This window comes from Patescibacteria group bacterium (genome assembly GCA_041653535.1).
Lineage (GTDB): Bacteria > Patescibacteriota > Patescibacteriia > JACRDY01 > JACRDY01 > JBAZFH01.
This window is the reverse complement of the sequence record JBAZFH010000002.1, coordinates 32,536-58,879: the sequence shown is the minus strand read 5'-3', so window position 1 is coordinate 58,879 and position 26,344 is coordinate 32,536. Positions and strand designations below refer to the sequence as shown.

The window sequence follows — 26,344 nt, the reverse complement described above, 5'->3', positions numbered from 1 at the left end:
AAAAAGTATATAAAAACACCCCTTATCGCAGGGGGTGTTTTTGTTAAAGCTATTTTTTTATAAATAACTCCTTTATGCCGCGAGAAAAGTTGCAGCCAATTATCCGACAATATTTTGGACATTTTTTAATAGCCAAACGTTCTTTTTTAGCCCCTTTTAGAGTCGTGTTAAGAGGTTTGTTTTTTATATTACCGACACTTCCGCGTTTAAAGCAGAAAGTAATTTCTCCGTTGGGATATATGACCAGGTTTCGTTGTCCGGCAAAACAGCGGTAGCGCAGAGCACTCGCCCGATCAAGATAATAGTTTCTTATAGCTTGCAAACTTAAAACAGAGTTTTTTATGTTGTGATTGTTTTTTGATAGCCAAGAAAAAGTTTTTTGAACTACTTCTGGTGCTGGCCATAAGCCATCATTTATAGCAGTTGTTTTGGGATTATTCTTTGCTTCTAGCAACTCAACACTCTCATCTAGTGGTTGGATGACAATAGTTGTGTTTGGCGTTTCCTGGAGGCGCTCCACGAGCCGTGGTAGGTCTTCTATGTTGTGTGAGGTGACCAAAACACCGACTTCTAGTTTGATCTTACTGGCACTCATTAGTTTGATTGCCTTTAGGGCGCTGTCGTAAGCAGTGCTCGTACCGCGCAGATTATTGTGAGTTTCTTGGTCTAGACTATAAAAAGAGATTTTTAGTATATCAAGACCGGCGTTTTCTAGTTCTTTAACCGTTTCTTGGTTGATTAATAATCCATTAGAATTTAGAGCCACTGATTTAAAATATTTTTTTAGTTCTTGAATTATTTTTATAGTCAGATTTTTTCGGATTAAAGGCTCACCACCATTAATCTCGACAAAAGCGTTTGGCTTTAAAGTCTTTTTTATATTTTCCGCTGCTGACAACCATTCAACTTCCGTTAGTTCGTCGTCAAAAGATTGCTTTTGCCAGATAGAACAAGACGGACACCGAAAATTGCAGCGGAAGGTAATAATTAAACTCAAAAATTCAGGCGGCATATGATAGCCGCCAGTTAGATATTCAGTTTCGAATAGAAGTTTTTTTATTTTATTATTCATTGTAATGGCTACAATAAAAAGTTTAGTTCAAGTGATTTTGTTTCTGAGTTGCCGACATCGTCAGAAATTTTTACCGATAAAGTATGAATCCCTGATTCAATATTGCTAAGTTGGGTGCTTAAAGTCCACGGATCGGAGGTAGTGGTGCCGATTGGTTTATTATCGAGAAAAAATTCTGCTTTCTTTACCCCTCGAGGAGCTGAGGCGGCAATATTAACGATTAAATTTTTACTATTAATTGTTGCGCCGTTAGCTGGAGAAACCATAACTAGAGTTGGTTTATTAGCAGAGGTGTGCAAGTCGTCATATTCAGTGGGTGGAGTTTCTTGGCTCTGGCTATAACCCTGTCTTTTAACCCAGGCTTGTACTCCGTCTTCCCAAGAAGCATATTGCGGGTCGGCGAAAGGGTCAACCGGCGATGGACCCTGCGGATCATCTTTGTTAACGTAGTATAGAATACAATGAAACTGGGTAAAGATTTTTTCAGAAATCTGATCAGCCGGTGTTAGTTCGGTTGCCAGTTTACCGGTCAAGCGGTCTATTTTTACCGGCTGTAGTCCGGCTAGCGCGCCTCGCAGCACTGGTTTGGTGGAGGTGTTTTCCGGAGGAGGGTTAAAGCTCTCAGCCGGTTTACCAGATAAGACAGAATTCATAAACTGGTTCCAGATCGGAGCGGCAACAACCGAACCGTCAGCGCCGCGTTTCATTTCCGAGTTGTCATTATTTCCTACCCAGACGCCAGTAGCTAGGGAGGGAGTGTAACCCATCGTCCAGGCATCGCGGTAATCATTAGTAGTCCCGGTTTTCGCCGCCACCTGTCGGTTAGATAAAGTTAAATAATTTTTTTCACCAAAGATGTAGGCACGGGCAGAATTATCCGATAAAATATCGTTCAAAATTCTGATTGGTTCCGGCTTTACTACTTCCTGACCCTTGTTTTCATCTTCTTTGTATTCATACAAAATTTTGCCGTCAGGATCTTCTATTTTTAAAATAGCCAAAGGTTTTTGATAAACTCCTTCGCGAGCAAACGTGGCATAGCCGGCGGTGTGCTCTAACAGCTTTACTTCACCACCACCAAGAACTAAAGACAGTCCAAAGCGACTGCGATCGCGTAGAGTCGAGTAGCCCATACTTTCAGCAAAATCTAAAACACGATCAACTCCGGCGAGATACAAAGTTTTTACCGCGGGTATATTGAGAGATCCTGCCAACGCTTTTTTCATCGTGACCGGACCGTGCTCTTTTAGGTCGTAGTTTTTTGGCGCGTAGTCGGCAGTGTCGGTTTTGAAGGTTGTTTCTACGTCAAAAAGTATGGTATCAGCAGTATAGCCGTTATTAAAAGCTGTAGCATAAGCCAGAGGTTTGAAAGATGAGCCTGGTTGCCGTGGGCGCAAAGCGACGTTTACTTGGCCGTCGATTTCTTCATTGAAGTAGTCAGCTGACCCCACCATCGCCATTATTTGTCCTGTTTTTGTATCTAATGCTATTAGCGACGCATTGTTGGCGTTATACTTTGTACGGTTGCTTTCTATGTGGTCGGCAATGGCCTTTTCCGCCGCTTCTTGATAATTTTTTTCTAAAGTAGTGGTAACTTTCAATCCTGCTTCTTCGGCATAACGCTCCCCAAATTGTTCAGCTAGTAATTCTCTTACATACATAACAAAATGTGGTGCAAGCATTTTTTCCGAACGAGGTCGAAATTCTATTTTTTCGGCTTTTGCAGTTTCGGCTTCTTGTTCTGTGATATAGCCCAGATCAACCATTTCATTAAGAATATATCGTTGTCGTTCCATCAGTTTGTCAATATTAGTACCATAAGGAGAAAAATACGTCGGTCGTTGGGGCATAGCGGCCAGAACGGCAGCCTGTGCTAAGGATAAATCCTTGGCTGATTTGCCAAGATAGCTTTCACTAGCGGCCTCAATACCATAAACCACAGAGCCGTAAGGAATTTCGTTAAAGTACATTTGTAATATTTCATCTTTTGAAAATTTATTTTCAATACGATACGCCAAGATAACCTCTTTTAATTTTCTAGTATAAGTTTTTTCCGTGGTTAAAATTGCATTTTTAACAAACTGTTGAGTGATGGTGGATCCGCCGATCCGAGTATCGCTAAAAATATTAGAAATAAAAGATCTGATGATGCCGCGAATAGAGAATCCTTTGTGCTGATAAAACTCCCTGTCTTCAGCGGTGATGGTGGCGTTAATCATATACTTCGGCAGCTCCTCCAATTTAATTAGTTTTCTGTTTACATCACCGTGAAGCTGATAAAGAATGGTTTTTCCCTCCCGATCATAGATAGTGGTACTTTGTTTAACACTTCTTTCTTGTAGTTTATTTGGATCGGGTAGGTCGCGAGTAGTCCAAGCAAAGACAATCAATGCAAAAAGTGCGCCAAAAAGGAAAACGACTATTCCCAGGCTAACAACATAGTTAAATAGCAGCTTTATTCTCTTTTGGCGGTGGTGCTGGATATAAGAAAGCCGGGAAAGACGCATTTCTCTGGACTTTTTAAAAAAGCGACCAAAAAAAGAGGATCGTTTTCTAAAGTCTTTTCTAGATTTTATATTATTAGGTAAACTCATATACTGGTTTACATTATAGTGATTTTTTGTTTTTTTTCCAATAGGTTGACAAAAGACCAATAAAATATAAACTGTATTAAGCTGGCACTTTAAATGAAAAGTTATCTCAACTCTAAAGAACTAAAGGAGAAACGATAATGCTGCTGACTTCTTTGTTTGTGATTATGGCTTTTTTAGTTGTTATTACCTTTTCATTCAGGTGGCAACTAATGTACTTTTTCATCAAAAACACAGTAAAGCATCAATATTCGTTTATTTTAACAAGGGAACAAAAGTCGGTCGGTAATGTAGAGGAAAAGGTTTTTCTTTGTTTCAAAACATTAATGACTGGCGCCGGGATAAAACTTCTCGACCCCACCGAGATTACCGAGGAAGATGCTGGTTTTTTATGGTTAGATATAAGTACTAAAATCGATTCGTCTTCTACCTCGGAAGGAGCTGCTCTTTACATTCGTTTAAGGCTAGGACCTAAGGGAGGAGGTCTTCAACCGGCGTGTATTAACCATAATCAAGAACACCGAGTTCCTTATCATCAAAACGAAATAATGGCAGCGGCACTTGAAGAGGCGGCGATTTTTTTAAACGACATAGCCAAACTGGAAAAAAATGGCAGATTACCGGTATAAAAAATAAAACGCGTGTCAGCAGTACACGCGTTTTTTTCTTTAGTTGCTATTAGCGCAACAAATGGCTATTGCCAAGGCGTCGGCAGCGTCGTCCGGACGTGGAATATCTTTCATCTGCAGCAAGACCTTAACCATTTTTTGGATTTGAGTTTTTTCTGCCCGACCGTAGGAGCATACCGCTTGCTTTACTTGCAGTGGAGTATATTCCAGCAGCGGCAATTTTTCTTCCATGATAGTAAGGAGCACTACGCCGCGAGCCTGACCGACAAGAAGAGCGGTTTTGACGTTTTTAGCAAAAAAAAGCTGTTCGACGGCGACCTTCTCCGGCTTAAATTTTTTTATAACTCTAGTCAAGTCCTGATGGATGATTTCCAGGCGAGCAATAAAATCAAGTTTGGTTGAGGTTTTTATTACCCCATAGTCAACCAAGCTTAGGTCGTTACCTTTTTTTTCTATTACACCCCAGCCAGTATCAGCAAAACCAGGGTCGATGCCGAGGATTAACATGAGATCGGTTTTTAAGTGGTATTTATTAGTATCAGAATTATATCAAAAAATAGGGTTTTTTAGTAGCGGGTAGCGGGTGGTGAGTTAATGATCGTTTTTATAAATTAACGATATTATGGATAAAAAATAGGGCGTCCGACTAAACGAACGCCCTTGATTACCTAAGAGTAGTGAGAGCTATCTACTTGTCTAATGACGGCTGCCGCCGATAAAAAACGAGGAAATAGCTGTACTGGTTGCAATTAAAGGTGATTGGCACAAACTCGGTTTGGCCTTTTTCTAGTAAATTCAACATCGGCACAATAGTGCCGTGGCCAGCACGACTTTTACTGCCATGACCAAGAAATCTCGGCAGGGCCTTTTTTACGTCCAAGGACGCATAATGTTGCCTAGGTAAAAACAGTTGGCTCCGTTGCTCCCAAACTAGGGTAAGACCTTGGGCGCCAACCAGAAAACCTTCTTGACTTTTAATAAAAGCCAAACGCTGTTCGTTGGTTGTGGGGCTAAGATAGGCTTTAAGATTTTTAAATCCCAAAACCCAGAATTTTTCCCCTGGTCGCAAAACATGGCTAACCAGTGCGAAACGAGAATCAACCATATTTTGAGAACGGTTACCAAACAATTCCGGGTACTTTGATCGGAAGCTGGCTAATTGCGTGGCGTGATTGTAGTTGTCGGGCACAACGATCAACCCGAAATCTGTCACCAGTTCAAACGGCCACGGATTGTCTTGGACGGCAGATTCAATAATTTTTTGAAGATCTACTGCCACCCGTTCGGGGTCAATTGGACTTCCACCGTCCTGATTAAGCTGACGCTTAATCTCTATCATCCGTCGATCAATGGTCCTGTACAGTTCGCCGTCGACAGGAAAATTTTTACCCGCCATGACAAACCTCCTTCGAAAAAAGTACCAGCCCAAATTATCCGCCTTCAGGCTTAGCGATTACCTCAACATTGAGGTAAATGGTTTGATTGTTTTTGGCTTAAGCAACCAAGCCATTTAACTCAAAAATATCATTATAACTTAGCTTAAAGACTAATTTTCGTCAATTTAATAAAAATAACCCTAGTTTAATTGGGTCATTTTTTAAATCTAAAAATAAATCAGTAGTTATATTCGGCAAGGGGTTTTTAGTAGCGGGTAGTGAGTAGTGAGTGGTGAGTATAAAGAAAGTTTAGAAAGATTTAATGATTGCTTTTGTAAAATAACGATATTATGAATAAAAAAATACAGTCGTTTTATCAGCTGACTACTTGGCAGGAGGCTCACAAACTACTTTTATTGATTTATAAGGCAACTGGTAATTTTCCTAGGGAAGAAAGATATTCCTTGGTTGACCAACTGCGTCGAGCGGCCGTTTCCGTCCCTTCAAACATAGCCGAAGGTTTTTGTAGAAGGACTAAGTTGGAAAAAATCCATTTCTATTCTATCGCTTTAGGATCGCTGGTTGAAATTCAAAGTTAGTTATTGGCTTCTCGAGACCTGGGTTATATTAGCGAAGAGAGGTTTTTGGAGGTTGCCGAGCAAACAGTTGTAGCCAAGAAATTAATAAATGGCTCTCTGAGAAAACTAAAAGAACGGTCATAATAACCGTCCCTCTTTACCCGCTACTCACTACCCTCTACCAACTAAACGGCCATGTTGCTCCAAAAATTTTGGACATCTTCTGCCTCGTCCAGCGCGTCATACATTCTTTCCATGGCTGGACGAATATCGTCTTCTACTAGTAGGCTTTCTTTCGGTTTATAGCCAAGCTCACTGTCGGAAACAACTAGACCGCTTATTTCCAGAGCAGTTTTTACTTTTTGTAGGCCGCTTGGCTCAGTATATATCCAAATAGTTTTTTCATCTAACCATTCAAAATCTATTGCGCCGGCATCAATAGCATTAAGTTCGACGTCTTCTTTAGGACGGCTATCGGCGGCAGTCGCTTTAATTCCACCTACCTTATCAAACATCCAGGAAACGCTATTGCTGCTGCCCAGCGATCCGCCGTTGGTTGAAAAAATATGTTTTATTTCAGAGGCTGCTCGATTTTTATTATCCGTAACCACTTGAATAATAAAAGCGCTGCCAGCCGGACCAAAGCCTTCGTAAAAAATTTCTTCATATGCCGCTCCACCGCCTTCGCCAGTGCCACGCTTTACTGCTTTTTCGATATTGTCTTTTGGCATATTGCCTTCTTTAGCCTTGTCGATGGCAATACGGAGTTTAAAGTTCATCTCTGGATCGCCACCGCCCTCTTTTGCCGCTAAAGCGATGTTTTTTGCCAGCCGGGTAAAAAGGTTTGATCTTTTGGCATCAGTAGCAAATTTTTGTCTTTTGGTGGTTGCCCACTTAGAGTGTCCAGACATATTTAATAGGAATTATCTAGTTGTTAGAGGGTTTGTTTATAATGCTATTTTAGCAATGTTTAGCAGGGAAATCAATGTTTTTATGCGGCTTGTCTTTAAATGATTAATCAACAGGAATTCTTTTTGTTTTGTTATAGCCGTTTTCGGTCTTGCCAAAAAAATAATTATCACTTAAACTGGAGGAAGTAAAAAAGTGGGTCAGATAAATTAACAAGATATGTCTGTTTTGGACAATCAAATAAAAATAAAAAAAATTGACCAATCAAAAATGTTGGATTCGATTAAAGAGCTTCCATTACAGTGTAGGCAGGCTTGGTATGAAGCGAAAAAAGTGAAAATCCCTGCCTCTTATCATAATGTAAAAAAAATCGTTGTCAGTGGTATGGGTGGATCCGGGCTGGGTGGGCATGTCATCCAGTTTTTATTTTGGGACAGAATAAAACTGCCGATGCAGGTAATTAACAGTTATACTATTCCTGCCTGCGTCGATAAAGATACTTTATTTTTAGTTTCCAGTTATTCGGGAAATACGGAAGAGACTATAGATACTATCGCGCCGGCAAAAGTAAAGAATGCTAAAATAATCGCTATTACTAAAGGTGGCAAAATAGGCAAGTTGGTGCTCAATGGGAAAACTCCAGGGTATTTAATAAAGGAAGACCATAATCTCTGTGGTCAACCCAGAATGGGTATTGGCTATTCCGTTTTTGGACAGTTGGCGCTTTTAAGCCGTTGCGGAATAATTGACATAAAGGATAAAGATGTCGAGCAAGTAGTTAATGTTTTGAAAAAATTGAATAAAAAATTTGCGCCCAACATTTCGACTGGTAAAAATCCGGCTAAGCAGATAGCTCTCAAATTACACGAAAGAGTTCCGGTTTTGGTAGCTGCCGATTTTTTGACGGGCAGCGTGCATGTTTTTTCCAATCAACTAAATGAAAACGCTAAAACCTTTGCCTGTTATTTTCCGATATCGGAAATGAATCATCATTTAATGGAAGGATTGTCTCAGCCGAAAAAATATAAAAAGAGTTTGAGATTTTTATTTATTCAGTCAAAACTTTATCACCCACGTAATCAGAAAAGAATAGAAGTAAGTAAAGACGTGGTGGAGAGTAATAGTATAGATTTTATAGAACATCAGTTACAATCGAAAACAAAATTTGAGCAAGCATTTGAACTTTTGATTTTTGGTAGTTACGTTAGTTTTTATCTGGCGGTGTTGAACGGCATTGATCCGAGTCCGGTCCCTTGGGTTGATTATTTCAAAGAGCAATTAGAAAAATAACGAATATTACGTTAGTGGGTCTAGTTGTAAAAAATTCCTCCACCCATGCTTGGGAGGAATTTTTTTAACCAAAATGTTTTTATTTAGCGGAAATTTGCTATAATATAGCCATGCAAAATACTTCTTGGAAAGATCTAACAAAAAGTAAGAAAATATTTTGGTGGTGTTTAATGGTTTTTTTTGTTTGTTTAGTGGTTTTTGGGGCTCTAAATTGGGAAAAGAGTTTTTTAGATCCTGATTCCTTTTACCATGCCAAAATTGTTGAGCTGATTAAGAATCAAGGAGTGGTGACAGCCTTTCCTTGGTTGCCGTTAACCGTATTAAATGATTATTATATTGATCAGCATTTTCTATATCACATATTGGTTATTCCGTTTTTAATATTTTTTAATCCATTGGTTGGCATAAAAGCGGCAACGGTTTTTTTCGCGGCATTATTTGTGGCGATTTTTTATTGGTTTTTACAAAAAAACAATCCATCTGCCGGAGTGGGAGTAAATTTTATTTTTATTTTATTGATGCTGGCAAGCAGCCCTTTAGTTTTTAGAATTAACTTAGCGAAGGCTCCGGCAGTGTCACTACTTTTTTTATTTATTGGTTGGCATCTAATTATTCATCAGCGTTACCATTGGCTTTTTTTATTTTCATTTATGTATGTTTATCTTTATGGCGGCTGGCCGGTTTTGTTGGTGGTTTTAGGATCGTCGATTTTAGTCAGTGCTTTAGCTGATTTTTTTCACGCAGTAAAAGAGAGAAAAAAACAACTGGCAAAAAATTTTTTTAATGCGGTTTTTGATAAAAAACGCTGGAAACTGATGGTTTCGTGTTTGACCGGTTTAGCGGCTGGTGTGGTGATTAATCCATATTTTCCCAATAATATAAAATTTTATTGGCAGCAGTTTGTCCAGATCGGAGTTATTAATTTTCAAAAAGTAGTTCGTGTCGGAGCCGAGTGGCATCCTTATGATCTGCGTAATCTTTTTTTGGAAACGCCGTTACTTTCCGCGGCTTTGATTCTTTGTTTTTTACTGCTGGTTATCAATTATAAAAGACAAAGCCGAGTAACCTGGGTAGCGCTGGTATTAAGCATTTTCTTTTTTGCTATTACTCTCAAGTCGCAGAGATATGTTGAGTATTATATCCCCATGGCTGTGGTTTTTGCGGCAATGGTCGTCGGTAGTTATATAAAAAAAACACCACCCGGCGAGTATTTTGCCAGAGCCAAGGTTTTTTATAATAGACACGTGGTGGTAGCTACTTGTTTGGGCGTTTTTTGGTTTATAGCGATAGTTATATTGGCTAGCCGGGGTTGGGTGATAAATTGGCAGCTATATCATCATACAGGTCATAGTTTTAATAAATTTACTGCCGCCAGTACTTGGTTAAAACAAAACACATCGGCTGGCAGCACGGTGTTTCATAGTGATTGGGATGAGTTTCCGGTTCTTTTTTACCATAATAATTGGAATTATTATATTGCCGGGTTAGACCCGACGTTTCTATATAAAAAAGATCCGGCGTTATACAAAGAATTTGAAAATATTACTATGGCAAAAACAACCGACGGCATCGCGGAGAAAATAAAAAATAATTTTGGAGCGAACTATTTTTTTATCGATACAGCTGGTCGGGAGAGTTTAATATCAAGCCTGGAAAAGTCTGGAGATTTTTGGCTTGTTTTTAGCGACAAGGAAAGTAAAATTTTTAAAATTATTAATTAAAATATTATGGATTGGAACGCCTGGGTCGATCGTTACGAAAAGTTAATAGTTTTTGTAATAATCGTTGCGGTCATTTGGCTGACGCTGCTGCCAGTGATTTTTGGTTATTGGCGCGCTGGAGGACAATATCATTTTTTTACCCCCGATTTTATAAATAAATCAGACGATGCCGTTTACTTTTCGTTAATCGAACAGGGCAGGCAAGGGAAAATTTTATTTAAAAACCTGTATACTCCTGAAGCGCAAAAAGCGGTTTTGTTTTCACCGTTGTGGCTGATCGGCGGCTGGATTGGCACTGCTACCGGTTGGTCAAACGCTTTTGTTTTTATTTTTTTACGTAGTGTCGCCGCCGTGGTTTTTTTGTTATGTTTGTATTTTTTTATTAGTTATTTTTTTACTACGACAAAAAAACGTTTGATTGTTTTTTTGTTAACAATCTTTGCTTCTGGTTTTGGCGGTATTATTTCTTCTTCACGACCGGTTTTTTCCGCTCAAGACGTATTTTTGCTTTTGCCGACAGATGTTTGGATTTCGGAAAGTAATACTTTTTTAACCTTGTTACACTCAGCATTATTCATTTTTTCGCAAACGTTGATTTTGGCAATATTTTATTTTTTTACTAAAAAGTTTAACGAAAAAAGATTTCTTTTAGTAGGTTTTCTGGTGGCTGTATTGGCGATTATTCATCCTTACGATATCGTGACGATTTGTGCCGTGCTGGGTGTTTATTTGGTTTTTTGTACTTGGCGGCAAAAAAGGATTGATTGGCACGGCATAGCGACCTATCTTTGGATCGTTTTTATTTCTGTCTGGGCGGCTGTTTACTACTATTATATAACTAAGACGCAAATAGCTATTGGCGGCTGGGCTGACCAAAACTTGACCGTTTCGCCGCCTTTTTTAAGTTATCTTTGGGGTTATGGTTTGGTTTTTATTCTTGCATTAATTGGAGTCTGGGTGGTAATAAAACAAAAAAAAGAAAAGTTTTATTTTATTATAATTTGGGCGATAACATCTTTGGTATTAGTTTATTTACCATTAAATGTTCAACGACGATTTAGCAATGGTTGGCATGTAGCTTTGGTGATTTTGGCGTCAGTGGGGATATTTTATCTTGCGCCGATATTTCGTAAATATGCTACATGGATTAATTCAACCGTTTTTGTTTCTTTTTTGATAATTTGTTTCTTTGTAACTAATTTTGTAATAATCAAACAAGAAATAGACATTTTGATCGATCCGGATTTTCCTTATCTTATACCTAATACTTATTATGATGGTTTTTCCTGGATTAAAAATAATGTTAAACCAAACGACGTGGTAGCGGCGGATGTGCAGATAGGAAATCTAATCCCGGCTTTTTCTGGTCGCACCGTTTATGCCGGGCATGGTCATCAGACGATAGATTTTTATCAACGTCGATATTTTTTGAAAAGTTGGTTTTTTAAAACTAACGACCAAGACGCGGAAAAGAAAAATTGGCTCAATAAAAATAGCATTGATTATATATGGTACTCAGATTTTGAAAAATGGAACGGCTATTTTGAACCAGGACAAAAAGATTATTTGGAAGAAGTATACAGCAATCAAGATGTGAAAATTTATCAAGTGAAGCAGCTTTTTACCAGCAGCTAGAGTCGATTGTTTTTATATTTTTAACAATTAATTCTCCGCTCCTTTGTTGATTTAACACATAGTCGCCATCCAGATAAACCAAATTTATACAAATTTGGTTTTTTTGTTGAGCAACGTCCGGAGGTATGGTCAAAAGATATTTGATCGTTAATAGATCAGTCGTTTCTAACTCGGTGGTTTGGTAAAACCCATATGCGAAGGGTAGTATTTTGGTGTATATTTCTTTCTCGTCTTTTTTAATCTGGATTTGTAGTTGGTGGTTGGTTGTTTGTCGTTGAGAAAACTGTGTCTGACATATAAAAGCTATATTTTGTTTATCATCATAACCCTGGCAGTTGAATTTATTTTGTGATTCCGCATGGGTGATATCCACCAACCCCAAACCATTATTACTATTAGTGTTTTTTTCGAACAAAATAGTGGTGTCAAAAGAACATGAATAACTTAATTTATGTTCATTAATAAAATCCCTCAAATTTTTAGCACCTCGATAATAGTCGCTTTGATAATATTTTTTGTCGCCAAATTGGAATTGGTAGGTTATGGTTTCGGCCATATCAGCAAGTAAAAAATCGATATTTTGGGGCGGAAGATATTTTTCGGTAGAAAATTGTTTTTTCCCCAGGAAGACATAGCTTAAAGGATAGAGGTTAGAGCGCGAAGAAAAAATTGGTAAAATTTCATAGCTAGCCACAATAGTTGCGTTTTGAGAAAAAGAAACCTGAGAGCATGCTTTAGTGATAAACTCTTTTTTCGTTTCAATGTTTTTTGGCGAATTTTGACTGACTATTTTAGGTCCGAGCAGAAGCATTGAGTAAAGAGTAGCGAGAAACAAAATGCCGGTGATTATATAAAAACGTTTTTGCCAAATTTGGTTTTCGTTAATCCTTTTCAAAGACGATCCTACGGCGAGAAACAACGGAATGTTTAATAGTGTCGCGTAATGAGTTTGTACTGTTATACCACCACCACCCAGGTTACTCAAAGCAAACTGACCAAAGGTTAATACAGTCAGTATTAGGTAGCGAGGGCTGGCTAGAGGTACGAAAAAAGCAAAAGGAACAAGCAGGCCTAAAACCATTTCAATGTTTTGTTTTAAAAATAAATGTTTTACTACAACCAAAGGATGAGAAAAGAAATTTTTTATAATTTCCGTGAAGCTATTTCCTAGCCAGGAATAATAGGTAATAAATTTGTAGCCACCAGCAGTGTTAAAATAAGAAATAATCTTTAAACTGACCAAGAAATAAAGCACGCTCAAAATTATAGGAACGACAAACCAATACCAATGCCTTTTTTCTTTCGTTTTTATGTTTTCGTACAAAATAAAAAAACCGAAACAAAAGATAAACAAAGAAACGTCTTCGCGGATCATCATGCTCAGGCAAGCAAAAATAAAAAACGGCCAGAACTTTTTTTCTAAATAAAAATAAAAAGAAAAAAACAGTGTAAAATAAGCAATGGGTAGAAGATGAAATTCGAAAAGATTGGTGCTGGCAACGGTGGAGTTGAGTAAAAACAATGTCGGTAAAATAAGATAATACAGCGGGTTGGTAAAAAGTTTTTTACCGATCAGATATAATGGCCAAGCGGCAAGAGCCAGAAAAAAGGTTTGGATAATTAATAATATTTGCGGTGATTGCCAGACAAAATAAACGGGTAATAGCAACAAAATAATCGGTTTGAAATGGTCACCAAGATATGATGGGTAGTTTATTGATGAAGCAAAAAAATCACCGTGGGCGGTGTTAAAAAATACTTGGTTGAGTATTGCCAGATCAAGCGAGTTGTAGCCAAAATGGTAGTATTTATAAAGACAAAAAAAACTAAAGATAATAATATAAAGAAAAATCGTGAACCACAGTATTTGGCGATGTTTTTGTAATAAGATATTTTTTAGTATTGACATAAATCTTTAAAAAGTCTATTCTATTCTCACTGATTTATTATAGATTATTAGTTGAAAAAAGGCTAAGATTGGTTATAATAAATTAAAATAAGTATAAGGAAAATATGCGGTAGTAGTTCAGTTGGTAGAACGTCTCCTTGCCAAGGAGAAGGTCGCCGGTTCGAGTCCGGTCTGCCGCTCCAAAAATCCCTGATTAAAGTCGGGGTTTTTTGTTTGAGAGGGTAAAATAGTGTTGTATTGACTTTTTTATGCCGTTAGGTTAATATCAATAATTCACAGATCTTTAACAAAAAAAAGGAGGGCATAACATGCCACAATATTACCTTCAAATTCTGGAGCGGCAGCTTGAACATTTGATAAAATTGGGTCTGACAAAAGATCTCAAAGTTTCAAACAATCAGTTTTGGGAAAAAATTTCCAAACTGAGAACGACGGCAATCGACGCCGGTGATGGTGATGATATGGCTGTAAAAGTTCTCTTGGTAGTTCCGCATGTTATTTTACCGATCGACGTTCAATTAGGTAAAATTTTAGTGCCGGAGTTGAAGGCTCATTTTGACATCCGGCGCGAAGTGTTTTTGAAAAAAATCAGCCAATTGCGTTCGCAATTGGCATATGCTAAAGAAAAAAATTTGCCTGGAGTGGAAATCCTAAGCAAGCGATTGGTGCTTGAGAACAACCGTTTGGACGCGGTACAGGTTAGGATGAGATCGGGTACGGTCGCCTCAGGACTTATCAATAAACTGGTCGCTGGAGATCAGTCGGAGCTGTATCTGATATTCAACGTCAATATCGACACCGAGCCAACGACTTTGCGCTGCCAAAAAGTCCGTGAGCTCGCCGAACATAAACTACGACCGTTACGTCCGATCGAAGTTGTGTCCTTGGCGTTGCACTATCCAGATAAATTTAACCAAGGGCATATCGATCTTTTAGAAGAGCCGGGTCATTATTTTTTCAATGGTGACGGCTACGGTCCCAGACTAATCACTCCTTATGCCGACACCCCGTGGCGTAAGGGGTTTGTCACGGCATATTGCCGTTTGTAGCAAAAAAACACACCCCGTCACATGGCGGGGTTTTTCTTTTAGTTGACTTTTTAGATAATTTCGTTAGAATAGTGCTTAGTTTGGTGTCTGCCCGGGTGGTGAAATTGGCAGACACGAGGGACTTAAAATCCCTTGGAGATAAAACTCCATGCCGGTTCGACCCCGGCCCCGGGCATTTTCCGATAAAACGAGTTTTAAAGACTCGTTTTTTAGTTGATTTTTTACTTTTATCTGATTTTAAAATAGTTTAAGCAATAACTAGATTATAATTTTAATATCATGGTTGCGGGATTTTAAGACGTCAAAATTATTGACTAAAAGTTAATAATATGGTTAAATTATTTGAAGCTTATATTTAATTTATAATAATGAAAAAAGCATTAGTTATTATATTATTTTTGTTCTTTGCCCTTCCGGCAAGCGCCGTGGACTATTATGGGTATTTTAGCGGTGAAAATTTTTCCGATCACAGTCTGGAGCAAGTAAAAGGGTACACTAATACCTATATGATAGACGTGCCCACGGATATTTTAGCAGTAAAGAGAGCAGCAGGAGAAAAAATGTCGGTGATTATTAATTTGTCTTTTGTTTTTTCCGGAGACAATATTGACAATGAACTGCAAAAAATTTCAGAAAGATACAGCGAACAATTAAAAAAACAAGTTGCCATAGTTTATATTTATGACGAGCCGGATTTGCAAGGAATTACCAGCCAACAACTAAGTGAAATGATTGAAACTGCCAAGATTTATTTTCCTTATTCTAAATCGTTAATTACTTACAGTTTATCTCAAGGGCTTGATGCTGAGGTCCCTTCCAATATCGATTACGTCGGGATAGATCCTTATTTTTATCCGGCTTATCCGGTACCACCATTTACTTTTGAAAGATGTCCGACATATAATCATTTGTTGCCGGTTAATTTTTCTAAATGTTACAATTGGTATGTTAACCCAAGAGTTGAGTGGGCTTTAAATACCGGCAAAGATATATTTTTAGTAGCCCAAAGTCACGGTCAACTAAACGGCTATTCTGATGAGGAATATCAAAATATAAGGAATATCAATGTTCCACAGCCACTGACAAGTTCTCAAAATTATTATGTCCAAACAGCTTTTGCTCATGGTCAGATAAAAGGTTTTTTGTGGTTTTTGCACGGCAATATTTGCTATGCCCATGCTCACACTAAAGATATCGTCGGCGCAAACAACGATGTCAGAAATATTGTTTTTCATAACCAGATCGGCAAGCTGTTTATTAATAAAACAATCACAGCCATAACCGGCGGCAATTCTTTTATTTATCCAGCTAAACTGATGTTAGCGAAAAATGAACCGTTAACCTACTCTTGCGGTATTAAAAAAATAGTTGTTTATTTTAAAGGTGCAGTAGTAAATCCGATTTTTTCTTCCAGCGATACCAATGTTGCGTATGTTTCCAGTAACGGACTGGTTACGGCGATGGGGCTGGGGACGGCTATAATCACTGCCAAATACAACGGGCAGACATTTAAAAGTGTTGTAACAGTAGTCGATCCGATTAATCTGACAAGGATACAAGTTTTGGATAAAGGGAAAGAGGTGGATGAAATAAATTTAAATATTGGACAAAGTAAAAGTTTAGAAATTAAACACACCGATCAGAATTATAATACAGTTCAGGTTTTGCCAGAGTGGGATGTTTTGAACACTGAAACAGCTCAAATAGATTTTAAAGGAAATTTGACGGGAAAATCTTTGGGAACAACTTGGCTGAAAGTTAAGTATCATATTGGTTATAAATGGGTAAAAGTGACAGTAAAATAGCTTCCGTTGCTTTTAAAAGTTTAGTTGACAGAGCGGTCGAGCTGTTTTAACCTTTAAAGTAGCACTTTAAAATATTAATAATATTTTTTCTATATAAGGAGAGGCTGATGGAATACTTATTAAGAGAAGTGGTGATAGAAACCACTCGGCGGTGTAACCTCGACTGCATGCATTGCGGTTCGGATTGCAGGGCTTTGGTTGAAAAGCTGGAACTGACGATTTGCCAATGGCAGGAGGTGTTAACACAGCTTGCTGATATGAAAGTGGAAAAGGTGGTTTTTTCCGGTGGTGAGCCGACTCTCAAAAAAGGCTTTGAAAGCCTTTTACTTACAGCCGCTGGGTTGGGTTTGAAGGTCGGTTTTATCAGCAACGGTTTGCAGCCATTTTCCGACTTACTGCAGGAAGCGATAACGCAGAGTCAGCCGTTCGCGGTTGGTCTGAGTATTGATGGTTTGAAAAATGTTCATAATAAAATAAGGAGAAACGAAAATAGCTGGCAAGGGCTGATGAAAAACATTTTTGTCTTACAGCGATTGGCTGTACCGATTTGTGCGGTTACGACTTTGCACAAGTTAAACTATCAAGAGCTGACGCGGTTAGGCGCTTTTTTTGATCTCGCCGAAGTAGATTCTTGGCAAATACAGCTCGCCATGCCTTTTGGCAGGATGAAAACACGTCGTGAGCTGCTTTTGGGCGAGCAGGAATTTCGAGAAGTTTGCCGGCAAGTCGCCGTGCTGCGAAAACAGTTTAGCCAAATAAGTATCCAGGCTGCTGATTGTTTCGGCGCAGCGTCTCCTGATATAATTCGTTCCGGTTGCTGGAATGGATGCTCGGCTGGCATTTCTTCTCTCGGTATTGATGCGAGCGGAAACGTTATGCCGTGTCTCTCGCTGCAAGGAGGTATTCGCGGTGAAAACGTCCAGTCTAAACCTTTGAGCGAGATTTGGAAAAGCTCTTCAATATTCGATTTCAATCGGCAGTTTGACCCTGGCAGCGTAAAAGGCAATTGCGCCGGTTGTAATTATTTGAACCAATGCCGCGGTGGCTGCAATAGCCAGTCGTTTGCTTATTACGGCTACTTGCACAGCTCGCCGTTTTGCTTTGTCAGAAGTTTTCAGAGTTGATAATCTTAAACCAGAAGGAGGACAAGGAAATGACCAACAATGCTATCAGGTTGATTACTAAGGATTTACAAAACCACAAAGTTTATGTGGTTTTGCCCGGTGAGGAGGAGGAAAGGTTTCTATATCTTATTATGATGCAGGCAAAAACCAGCAGACTGGAGGACTTCGAAGTAACCTTTGGTCAGCAAATTACGGAGTTCCAACGCAAGTTGGCGCTCAAAATTTTCGGTCGCAACCAGACCGACAACATCTACGGTGTTTTCTTGGACGATAATTTGAAAATGATTTTTGCTTTCAATCGTGTCTTTGCCGATTATGACGGCGAGACTAAACGAGTGAATTATAAGGATATCGACGATCTACTAATTGATCTCGTGAAAAAGGTCGATCCCGATTCGTTGTCGTCGGTATTCGAACAAGGACTTCCCAGCGGTCGTCCGTTCGGTCCGGGCGGCGGTCAGGGAATGCTCCGGTATTCGTTGCCGGATAAAAAAAATAAGAAGAAAAAATAAAATATTCATACAAAGGGAGACTCGACCAAACGGCGACCTCCCTTTTTTTATAGTAAAAAGTAGAACAACAAACAATAAAATCACTGCTTGATTTATAGCGGTTAAAAGGCTAAAATTAAGGCAGGTCATTAGAAAGAAAAAGAGTTTCGCAAAATGCGAAACTCTTTAGATGAATGGTTGGCTTACACTAGTTCTTGCTTAGCCTTGGGGGTCGTAATAATGCTGTTAAAGCTTTGGTAGGCACCCGTCTTCAGGGTGGTGGTGCAGAAAGACCTGATAAGGTTTTGTAACTTTCTTGACTCTTGGCGTTGAGTCATTGACCATCCCTACAACCCCAGTTTTGGCAACGCACGCCAGCTTGTACGCCGAACTGGTTTTGGCCGATCCCTTTTCAGTCATAAGACCTTAATGAAAGTTTTTGACTTTCAGCGGGAGTCGACTTTTTCTTTCCTCAAGTAACTAGTGTGCCAATATTGGTATTTTAGCGTTTTATAAAAAATAGTTAAGTGGGTCGGTTTATATATATTATGACTCAAAAAAAGCCAAAAAAAGAAAGGGTTATCGACCCAGAAGAAAAAAAAGAAGAAACCAATTTTGACGTTACTTTACGCCCGCAAAAATTGCAAGATTATATTGGCCAGGAAAAGGTAAAAGAGAATCTAGAGATTTTCATGTCGGCGGCAAAGGGTCGTGGAGAACCGATCGAACATGTCTTACTTTATGGTCCTCCGGGACTTGGCAAGACGACGCTTGCTCATATTATAGCCAAAGAAATGAATGTCAATATTCGTGTTACTTCCGGACCGGCGATCGAACGCGCTGGAGATTTGGCAGCGATATTGACTAATTTAGCCGAAGGAGATGTTCTGTTTATAGATGAGATTCATCGACTTAATAAAATGGTGGAAGAAGTTCTTTACCCGGCGATGGAAGATTACGCGTTGGATATTATAATCGGCAAAGGTCCTTCGGCGCGGACACTGCGCTTGCAGTTGCCTAAATTTACTTTAATCGGGGCGACTACCAGGATCGGCTCTTTGTCGTCTCCGTTGCGCGATCGTTTTGGCAATATTTATCATTTGAATTTTTATCACAATAAAGACATTCAGCAAATCATCGGTCGTTCGGCAAAAATATTGGGAATCGAGATGGATAGCGATGCCGCCGTCGAAATATCCGGTCGCGCTCGTCAAACCCCGCGTGTAGCTAATCGGTTATTAAAGAGAGTCCGCGATTATGCGGAAGTAAAGGAAGATGGTAAGATAAAAAAAGATACGGCTTTATCCGCTCTACAGATGTTGGAAGTTGATCATATTGGTCTGGACGCGGTCGACCGGAGGCTTTTAGAAGTAATAATAGACAAATTTTCCGGCGGACCAGTGGGGCTGAACACTCTTGCTGCCGCGATTGCAGAAGAGATTGAAACAATAGAAGATGTTTATGAGCCGTTTCTGATGCAACTAGGATTGTTGTCCCGTACCCCGCGTGGTAGGATAGTAACGCCGGCTGCTTATGAACATCTGGGTAAAAACGTTCCTAGCGATTATCAAAGCAAGTTGGGGCTTTAAAAGTCAATTATTAATTTTTATGCTAATTCCTCTTTCCATTTTTCTGTATCTTTACATAGGCTTGGTGGTTGTATTTTTATTTTTTGCCTTTTTTAACATATATCATGCTATTCGGTTTTCTTTTTGGGACTTTGCCACGTTTTTTATTACTTTTTTATTTATCGCCGCGACAATAATAATCATGTTTGTTTCTTTTGATTATATTCGTCAAGTCAACTGGAAAGAAGGTTTCGAGTTTAACCCACCGGGGATCAGCGGGTTCAATATCGGTAGTGAAGAACAGGCGATTAATGAAATTAACGAAACTTTTTAGTTGTTATATTATGATGAGAGCTAGACTATTTTTACCAATGCCGGAGAAAGGAGAGAGCGTCCAGATGGTGGTCCGTCGTCATGGTTTTATAGTTTTTAAAGAATTTGTTATCTATTTTATTCTTTTGTTAGTGCCATGGGTGATTCGTTGGTTTTTGTCTTCACAATTCCCCATTATTTGGGATGACGAGATGTTGCACGCATTAATTTTTTTGGCGGGCAGTATTTATATGTTATTTGTAGTGTTGTTTGTTTTTGCCGGGTTTCTCGATTATTGGCTGGATGTATGGGTAATAACGACTGAAAGGATAATCAGTATAGAACAAAAAGGTCTTTTTTCCCGATCGCTTATAGAACTGCAGCTTGATCGGGTGCAAGATGTTAATGCTGATATTAGCGGTTTTGTCCCGACGCTGTTACATTATGGAAATATCAGCGTTCAAGCCGCTGGTGCTGTGTCTAATACTATTTTGCAGCAAGTTGCTCATGCCGACGCTGTGGCGCGTAAAATAATGGTTTTGTCAGAAGAGTGCCGCCGTCGAAATAGCGCGATGAGTGGATAATATTTTTTTGAGTCTAAAAAATAAGCGGCTGTCTAGCCGTTTTTTTGATGGTAGAAAAAAAAATCAAACGATGATAAGATAATACCAATGTCAGTAGTAAAAAAAGTTTTGAAAAATACCTTTATCCAGATATCGGGCAAAGCTGTCGCGATGATTTTGGGTTTGTTGACGATTGGTGTCATGACCCGTTATTTGGGACGAGAAGGCTTTGGTCAATATTCGACGATTATCGCTTTTTTGCAGTTTTTTGGGATCATAGTCGATTTCGGCTTGGCGGTAATTATCGTTCAAATGATCTCGTCGCGACCGGATGAGACGGAAAAATTAACTTCCAATATTTTTACTTTTCGTCTAATTTCGGCACTGTTCTTTTTTGCGTTAGCGCCTTTAGTAGTTTGGTTTTTCCCCTATCCAGCGATTATTAAATGGGGCGTTTTAGTTACCACTTGGGCGCTGTTTTTCACTTCACTCAATCAACTGATACTCGGTCTTTTTCAGCGTGAATTAAAAATGGGGAAAGCGACTATCGCCGATGTGGTCGGTCGGTCAATTATATTTTTTGGCGCCGTATTAGCCGTTTATTTCGGTTGGAACTTGTTAGCGATTATGGCGGCGGTGTCGATTGGCAATCTGGTGAATTTTTTGCTTTTATTTATACTTTCTCGTTCGATTACAAGAATCAGGTTAGCTTTTGACTGGTCGGTTTGGAAAGAAGTATTTTATAAATCATGGCCGATCGGTCTGTCAATCATTTTCAATTTGGTTTATTTCAAGGCTGACACATTGATTTTGTCTTTGATACGCAGTCAGGCAGAGGTCGGGATTTATGGTGCGACCTATAAAGTTTTGGAAATTTTAGCCGGATTGCCATATATTTTTATGGGGTTAGTTTTACCGTTAATGTCGGCGTCATTGGCGGCTAAAGACGGACAACGGTTTTGGGAGATTACGCAAAAATCTTGGGACTTTATTTGCGCGGTGACACTACCAATGATGATTGGCGGTATTGTGCTAGCAAAAAAAATCATGTTTTTAGTTGCCGGTCAAGGCTTTACTGACGCCGGACCGCTTTTGCAAATATTAATTATTGCCACCGGAGCAATATATTTTAGCACTATTTTTAATCATGCGATTATCGCCCTGGAACGCCAACGGCAAATCCTTAAAGGGTTTTTTGTTACCGCCGTTGTTGCTTTAGCTGGCTATCTTTGGCTAATACCGAAATATTCTTACTTTGCGGCGGCATGGACAACGGTGTTAGCCGAGATGATGATTTTAGTAATTTCTATCTTTGTGGTAACGCGGGCTACTGGTAAAACAGTAGGGTTTAATATTTTTAATAAAGCGCTCCTGTCTAGTTTGGTGATGGGCGCTGTGTTATTGGTGGTTGGTTGGTATGGCGGCGGGTTGTTAGTTTCCTTGATAGTAGGTACGGTAACTTATGCCGCAATATTTTATCTGATCGGTGGCATTAATAAAGAGCTTTTGCAAAATTTAGTTAAATAATCATTTTAGTATTTAGGTCTTAGTATTTGGTATTTGGTAGTTGTCTTTTTCTGGTCACTAAATACTAGCCCCTAAATATTTTACCTATGTTAACCTACCTTTTGATTACAATCTATCTATTATTTTTCGCCTACGTCTGCATTCGTCGTCTCGACTGGGGCGTGTATTTGGTTTTGTTGACACTACCTAGCTATGGCGTTCGTTTGCAGCTAGGGTTTTTACCATTGACGCTTTTGGAGTTGGAAATTTTAGTTTTATTTCTGGTTTGGTTTTGGCGCGCGATATCGAGTAAGTTTGAACTTTGGCCGCAAAGCAAGTTTGCCAAATGGTCTGTTTTGATTTTGGTTATTGCCACCATCTCAATGCTTGTCTCGCCAGAATTAGTACGGGCTGCCGGTATTTGGAAGGCGTATTTTGTTGAAGCAATATTGTTTTTTATAATTTTTTCCAGTGTGATTAAAACCTCAGAGCAGTTAAGAAACGTCGTTCATTCCCTTGGTTTGGTGGCGTTGGTAATTTCTGTTTTTGCGATTATTCAAAAATTTACCAATGGTTTTCTGGTGCCATATCAATATTGGTATTTAGGTGAAGGACCTCGCGTGACTAGTTTTTACAGCTACCCAAACGCGGTTGGGCTTTTTGTTGCGCCGATTGTGATGATGATGGTGGGATATTTGGTTTCAATAAAACGGCACGCAGCCCGCAGCGCACAACAAGTGTTAGAAATAGTTTTTTTAGTTTCAACTATAGTCTGTGGAGCTTTGGCGATTTGGTGGGCGCATTCCGACGGAGCATTAGTTGGGTTGGCTGCCGGTTTAGTAGTTTTTGGTTTGCTTGTCAAAAAAACTCGTTGGTATGTCGTTGGAGCTATTTTGTTTCTTATTTTCTACTTTTTACTTTTTGGCTTGCCATCTAGTATTATGCAAAAGCTGACTTTTTCTGATTGGTCGGGGAGTGTACGATTAACGATTTGGGCAGAGAGCTGGAACATGATTAAGAATCATTGGTTGCTCGGCGCGGGACTAGCCGGTTATCAGAGCGCAATAGTGCCTTATCATCAGGCAAAATATATCGAGATATTTTTGTATCCGCATAATTTCGTCATAAACTTTTGGTCGGAACTGGGTCTAGCCGGACTGATAGTTTTTTTGGGATCGATCGTTCATTACTTTTGGATAGGATTAAGGACTGTTTTTTCGCGAAAAGATAAGGATAAAAAACAAGGTCAAATACAAATTTTTACTGCCGGACTGGTCGCAGCAATGGTAACGATTTTGGTTCACGGTCTTGTAGACGTACCGTATTTTAAAAACGATCTGGCGGTACTGTGGTGGATGTTTTTTGGGTTAATGTCGGTGGTGGCGTATGGAGCTAGTATTGGCGTTATCTTGACGGAGGACAAAAAAGAGTATAATAAGAAGTAGTAAGGTACGAGCATTTGTTCCTGCTTGTTCCTTGTACCTCGTTTCTTCTCACTTGTTTGGAGAGGTGGCTGAGTTGGTCGAAGGCGCCGCACTCGAAATGCGGTATACCCGTAAGGGTCTCGAGGGTTCGAATCCCTCCCTCTCCGCCAGATGTCCAAGTTAGAACTTGGATTAAAAACTTGAGTGTGGATAACTTTTTACAAGTGTGATTTTTAAAGGGTATTTTTTCGTTTTTTAGAATGTCGGCACATTTGTAAAATATTTTTATTTTTTGCATAATTAACTTATATGCATAAAGACGATATCTATAATTTATCAATTGAAAGAGATACGGAAACTTTGATTGACCGTACCCTGGAAAATTTGGGATGGGTTAGTGACCCAAAAAGTCACGAAAGAAATGTATATAAACAACAACCAAAGACTGTTGAGCAGAAAAAAGCTTTGGGCGGACTGAGACCTGACTATGTGTTGTATAAATCAAATTCCGATCAGCCAATAATAGTTATTGAAGCAAAGAAAACTCGAAAAAATATACACGAGGCCTTAAAACAGGGCTTGGATTATGCTCAAAAAATCAAAGCGCCTATCGTTTTTGCAACAGATGGAATTTTTACAAAAACATTACACATTAAGACAAAAAAGCCGCTGACTCTTAATGGAGAGGAACTGGATGAACTCATTAAAGAGTATATTGCTTTACAATACATAGACACTAGTGATGTACTTACTAAAGACAAAAAAGTCATAGAGTCACGCAAAGAGCTCATAGGTATTTTTGATCAAGCGAATGATATCTTACGAGGAGAAGGCTTACATGCTGGAGTTGACAGATTTAGTGAATTTGCCAATCTTTTATTTCTAAAAATTATTTCTGAGAGAGAGGATTTAAACGAACAAAACGGTGTCGCCAACGTTATACCAAGAGAATTCAGATGGAATTTCTTTAAAAATAAGAATGATAACGAGTTAAAACAGTATATAAATTCTATAGTGTTGAAATACTTCAGAGAAAGGTTCAATGATGCGAACATTTTTACTGATCTTCGAATTCAAAACCCAGAAAGATTAAAAAGGATTATCGACATGCTCGATCCTTTATCTTTAATAGATACTAATGCTGATATAAAAGGAGATGCCTTTGAATATTTTTTGAAATCATACAGCTCTGGCAATAGTAATGACATGGGACAGTACTTTACTCCACGTCATATTGCAAAAACTCTTGTAAAGTTACTTAATCCGCAACTCGGAGAAAAGGTCTATGATCCTTTTTGTGGAACCGGAGGTATGCTAACCGAAACATTTAAATATATTCACAACAGGATGCCTCAAAATAAAAACTCAGATGAGATTTTGAGAAAAAATACTGTATATGGGAGAGAATTAACGAGCATTGCTCGAATTGCAAAAATGAACATGATTCTTATTGGTGATGGACATAGCAATATCCAACAGATGGATAGTTTAGAACACCCAGTTAAAAACGAATATGATGTAGTTATAACTAACATACCTTTTTCTCAGGAAACAGAATGGGGTAATTTATATGACCTACCGACTAAAAATGGAGACAGTATTTGTTTGCAGCACTGTTTGAAGTCACTTAACAGTGAAAACATAAATAGTCGCGCAGGAATTATAGTCCCAGAAGGTTTTTTATTTGATTCTAAATTTGAAAAAGATAGGGAGTGGTTGGTAGAGAAATTTGATTTACAAACAGTAGTGTCGCTACCTTCTGGTGTGTTTCTGCCTTATACTCCGCAAAAAGCTAGTATTCTTCATGTAAAAATAAAAGATAAATCTGAAAAGAAAGAGAAGATATGGTTTTTTGACGTAAAATCAGACGGATATACTCTAGATAATTACAGAAAACCAACTAAAAAAAATGATCTTGATAATTTATTAGACGGTATTCATTTTGATGTTTTAGAAATTGCAGAAATAAGGAAAAAGAAATACGAACTTTTAAAATCGTTATATACGGCAAATGGAATACCATCAGGAAGATATAAGAGCGTAAGTCTAAAATCAATTGCTACAGTAACTTTTGGAAATTCTGCACCGCAAGACCTAGATTCTTTTGAAAACGGAACCTATCCATTTGTTAGAGTTTCTGATTTGGCAAAAGAACACATCGCTTTCAATCTTAAAGAAACCAGAGATTTATTGAATGAGCAGGGAATTAAGGGGTTAAGGCTGTTTTCTAAGGGGACAATCTTATTCCCTAAGAGTGGTAAATCTGCGTTAAAAAACCATCGAGGAATACTAGGGTGCAATGCTTATGTTGTAAGTCATTTTGCTTGCATCATACCAAATGAGGACAAAGTAGACCCTTATTATCTTTTGAATTGTTTAATAAACATTAAAGCACAAGATATTTTATTAAATGAAGGATATCCGTCGATTAGAAGAGGAACATTTGAGGATTTGCAAATTCCTCTACCACCACTAAGTGTTCAACATGATTTAGTTAAAGAAATCAGAGAAATTGTCGAGCTGGAAAATAAAGTTAAGCTGTTGAAGAAGAAGCTGGATATTAAGTTTGAGGATGATATTCTCGAAAAACAGGACGATGAATAGATTCAACATTACTTACTCTCAAGTCAGATAGAATATTCGATTACGTTTTTACCATTATCAGATTTAGGTTTAGGCACCTCAAACCATTCTGGATGTTCTTTGTGCATATGCCTCAAATTCTTTATAATAGGATCAAGAGTCCAGAAAGTTGGCCGTCTATAAGACGTTTTAGGTTCTAACTTCGGGAC

General features: G+C 38.6%; 21 protein-coding genes and 3 tRNA genes. 18 read left to right on the top strand and 6 right to left on the bottom strand.

Annotated elements, in window-relative coordinates; genetic code table 11:
* Positions 1-49 precede the first annotated feature (49 nt).
* Positions 50-1,072, bottom strand: a complete 1,023-nt coding sequence (locus WC310_02080) for a radical SAM protein (GenBank protein ID MFA5358592.1) — start codon at positions 1,070-1,072, stop codon at positions 50-52.
* 8 nt (positions 1,073-1,080) lie between these two features.
* Positions 1,081-3,666 (bottom strand): PBP1A family penicillin-binding protein, encoded by a 2,586-nt coding sequence (locus WC310_02075; GenBank protein MFA5358591.1) that lies wholly within the window; start codon positions 3,664-3,666, stop codon positions 1,081-1,083.
* Between the two features lie 137 nt (positions 3,667-3,803).
* Between WC310_02075 and WC310_02070 the strand changes: the two genes are divergently transcribed.
* The gene (locus WC310_02070; protein ID MFA5358590.1) at positions 3,804-4,292 is read left to right on the top strand and encodes a hypothetical protein; all 489 of its coding nucleotides are present in this window, start codon (positions 3,804-3,806) and stop codon (positions 4,290-4,292) included.
* 39 nt (positions 4,293-4,331) lie between these two features.
* Here WC310_02070 and ruvC read toward each other — a convergent pair whose 3' ends face one another.
* Positions 4,332-4,799, bottom strand: a complete 468-nt coding sequence (gene ruvC, locus WC310_02065) for a crossover junction endodeoxyribonuclease RuvC (protein ID MFA5358589.1) — start codon at positions 4,797-4,799, stop codon at positions 4,332-4,334.
* 181 nt (positions 4,800-4,980) lie between these two features.
* A complete protein-coding gene (locus WC310_02060) occupies positions 4,981-5,688 on the bottom strand; it encodes a hypothetical protein (protein ID MFA5358588.1) in 708 nt (235 codons plus the stop codon).
* 330 nt (positions 5,689-6,018) lie between these two features.
* Here WC310_02060 and WC310_02055 point away from each other — a divergent pair, with 330 nt between their 5' ends.
* On the top strand, positions 6,019-6,267 hold the full coding sequence (locus WC310_02055; protein MFA5358587.1) for a four helix bundle protein: 249 nt from the start codon (positions 6,019-6,021) through the stop codon (positions 6,265-6,267).
* Between the two features lie 164 nt (positions 6,268-6,431).
* Here WC310_02055 and WC310_02050 read toward each other — a convergent pair whose 3' ends face one another.
* On the bottom strand, positions 6,432-7,157 hold the full coding sequence (locus WC310_02050; GenBank protein ID MFA5358586.1) for a YebC/PmpR family DNA-binding transcriptional regulator: 726 nt from the start codon (positions 7,155-7,157) through the stop codon (positions 6,432-6,434).
* A 217-nt stretch (positions 7,158-7,374) separates the two neighbouring features.
* On the opposite strand from WC310_02050, the gene WC310_02045 reads away from it, so the two are divergent.
* The 3 genes from WC310_02045 (at position 7,375) to WC310_02035 (ending at position 11,801) form a co-directional block, all read left to right on the top strand.
* Positions 7,375-8,445 carry an SIS domain-containing protein gene (locus tag WC310_02045; protein ID MFA5358585.1) on the top strand — a complete coding sequence of 357 codons (1,071 nt, stop codon included), beginning with the start codon at positions 7,375-7,377 and terminating at the stop codon, positions 8,443-8,445.
* Positions 8,446-8,555: 110 nt separating this feature from the next.
* Positions 8,556-10,166 (top strand): hypothetical protein, encoded by a 1,611-nt coding sequence (locus tag WC310_02040; protein MFA5358584.1) that lies wholly within the window; start codon positions 8,556-8,558, stop codon positions 10,164-10,166.
* 6 nt (positions 10,167-10,172) lie between these two features.
* The gene (locus tag WC310_02035) at positions 10,173-11,801 is read left to right on the top strand and encodes a hypothetical protein (protein ID MFA5358583.1); all 1,629 of its coding nucleotides are present in this window, start codon (positions 10,173-10,175) and stop codon (positions 11,799-11,801) included.
* Here the strand turns inward: WC310_02035 and WC310_02030 are convergent.
* Positions 11,788-13,710: a DUF2079 domain-containing protein gene (locus tag WC310_02030; protein MFA5358582.1), complete on the bottom strand. Its 1,923-nt coding sequence runs from the start codon at positions 13,708-13,710 to the stop codon at positions 11,788-11,790. The genes WC310_02035 and WC310_02030 overlap by 14 nt on opposite strands.
* A gap of 106 nt (positions 13,711-13,816) precedes the next feature.
* On the opposite strand from WC310_02030, the gene WC310_02025 reads away from it, so the two are divergent.
* The 13 genes from WC310_02025 (at position 13,817) to WC310_01965 (ending at position 26,156) form a co-directional block, all read left to right on the top strand.
* Positions 13,817-13,892 (top strand) — tRNA-Gly (locus WC310_02025).
* Positions 13,893-14,018: 126 nt separating this feature from the next.
* A complete protein-coding gene (locus WC310_02020; GenBank protein MFA5358581.1) occupies positions 14,019-14,759 on the top strand; it encodes a hypothetical protein in 741 nt (246 codons plus the stop codon).
* 89 nt (positions 14,760-14,848) lie between these two features.
* Positions 14,849-14,934: transfer RNA gene (locus tag WC310_02015), tRNA-Leu, on the top strand.
* Between the two features lie 193 nt (positions 14,935-15,127).
* Positions 15,128-16,564 carry a hypothetical protein gene (locus WC310_02010; GenBank protein MFA5358580.1) on the top strand — a complete coding sequence of 479 codons (1,437 nt, stop codon included), beginning with the start codon at positions 15,128-15,130 and terminating at the stop codon, positions 16,562-16,564.
* Positions 16,565-16,671: 107 nt separating this feature from the next.
* Complete coding sequence (locus tag WC310_02005) at positions 16,672-17,688, top strand: radical SAM protein (protein MFA5358579.1); 1,017 nt, start codon at positions 16,672-16,674, stop codon at positions 17,686-17,688.
* Positions 17,689-17,717: 29 nt separating this feature from the next.
* Complete coding sequence (locus WC310_02000) at positions 17,718-18,200, top strand: hypothetical protein (GenBank protein ID MFA5358578.1); 483 nt, start codon at positions 17,718-17,720, stop codon at positions 18,198-18,200.
* A gap of 527 nt (positions 18,201-18,727) precedes the next feature.
* On the top strand, positions 18,728-19,768 hold the full coding sequence (gene ruvB, locus WC310_01995; GenBank protein ID MFA5358577.1) for a Holliday junction branch migration DNA helicase RuvB: 1,041 nt from the start codon (positions 18,728-18,730) through the stop codon (positions 19,766-19,768).
* A 19-nt stretch (positions 19,769-19,787) separates the two neighbouring features.
* Positions 19,788-20,081 carry a hypothetical protein gene (locus WC310_01990; protein ID MFA5358576.1) on the top strand — a complete coding sequence of 98 codons (294 nt, stop codon included), beginning with the start codon at positions 19,788-19,790 and terminating at the stop codon, positions 20,079-20,081.
* Between the two features lie 10 nt (positions 20,082-20,091).
* Positions 20,092-20,643, top strand: a complete 552-nt coding sequence (locus tag WC310_01985; GenBank protein ID MFA5358575.1) for a PH domain-containing protein — start codon at positions 20,092-20,094, stop codon at positions 20,641-20,643.
* An 87-nt stretch (positions 20,644-20,730) separates the two neighbouring features.
* Positions 20,731-22,149, top strand: coding sequence for a flippase (locus WC310_01980; protein ID MFA5358574.1), 1,419 nt, complete (start codon positions 20,731-20,733; stop codon positions 22,147-22,149).
* 86 nt (positions 22,150-22,235) lie between these two features.
* Positions 22,236-23,573, top strand: coding sequence for an O-antigen ligase family protein (locus tag WC310_01975; GenBank protein MFA5358573.1), 1,338 nt, complete (start codon positions 22,236-22,238; stop codon positions 23,571-23,573).
* Positions 23,574-23,631: 58 nt separating this feature from the next.
* Positions 23,632-23,722 (top strand) — tRNA-Ser (locus WC310_01970).
* A 139-nt stretch (positions 23,723-23,861) separates the two neighbouring features.
* The gene (locus tag WC310_01965; protein ID MFA5358572.1) at positions 23,862-26,156 is read left to right on the top strand and encodes an N-6 DNA methylase; all 2,295 of its coding nucleotides are present in this window, start codon (positions 23,862-23,864) and stop codon (positions 26,154-26,156) included.
* The last annotated feature ends 188 nt before the right edge of the window (positions 26,157-26,344 follow it).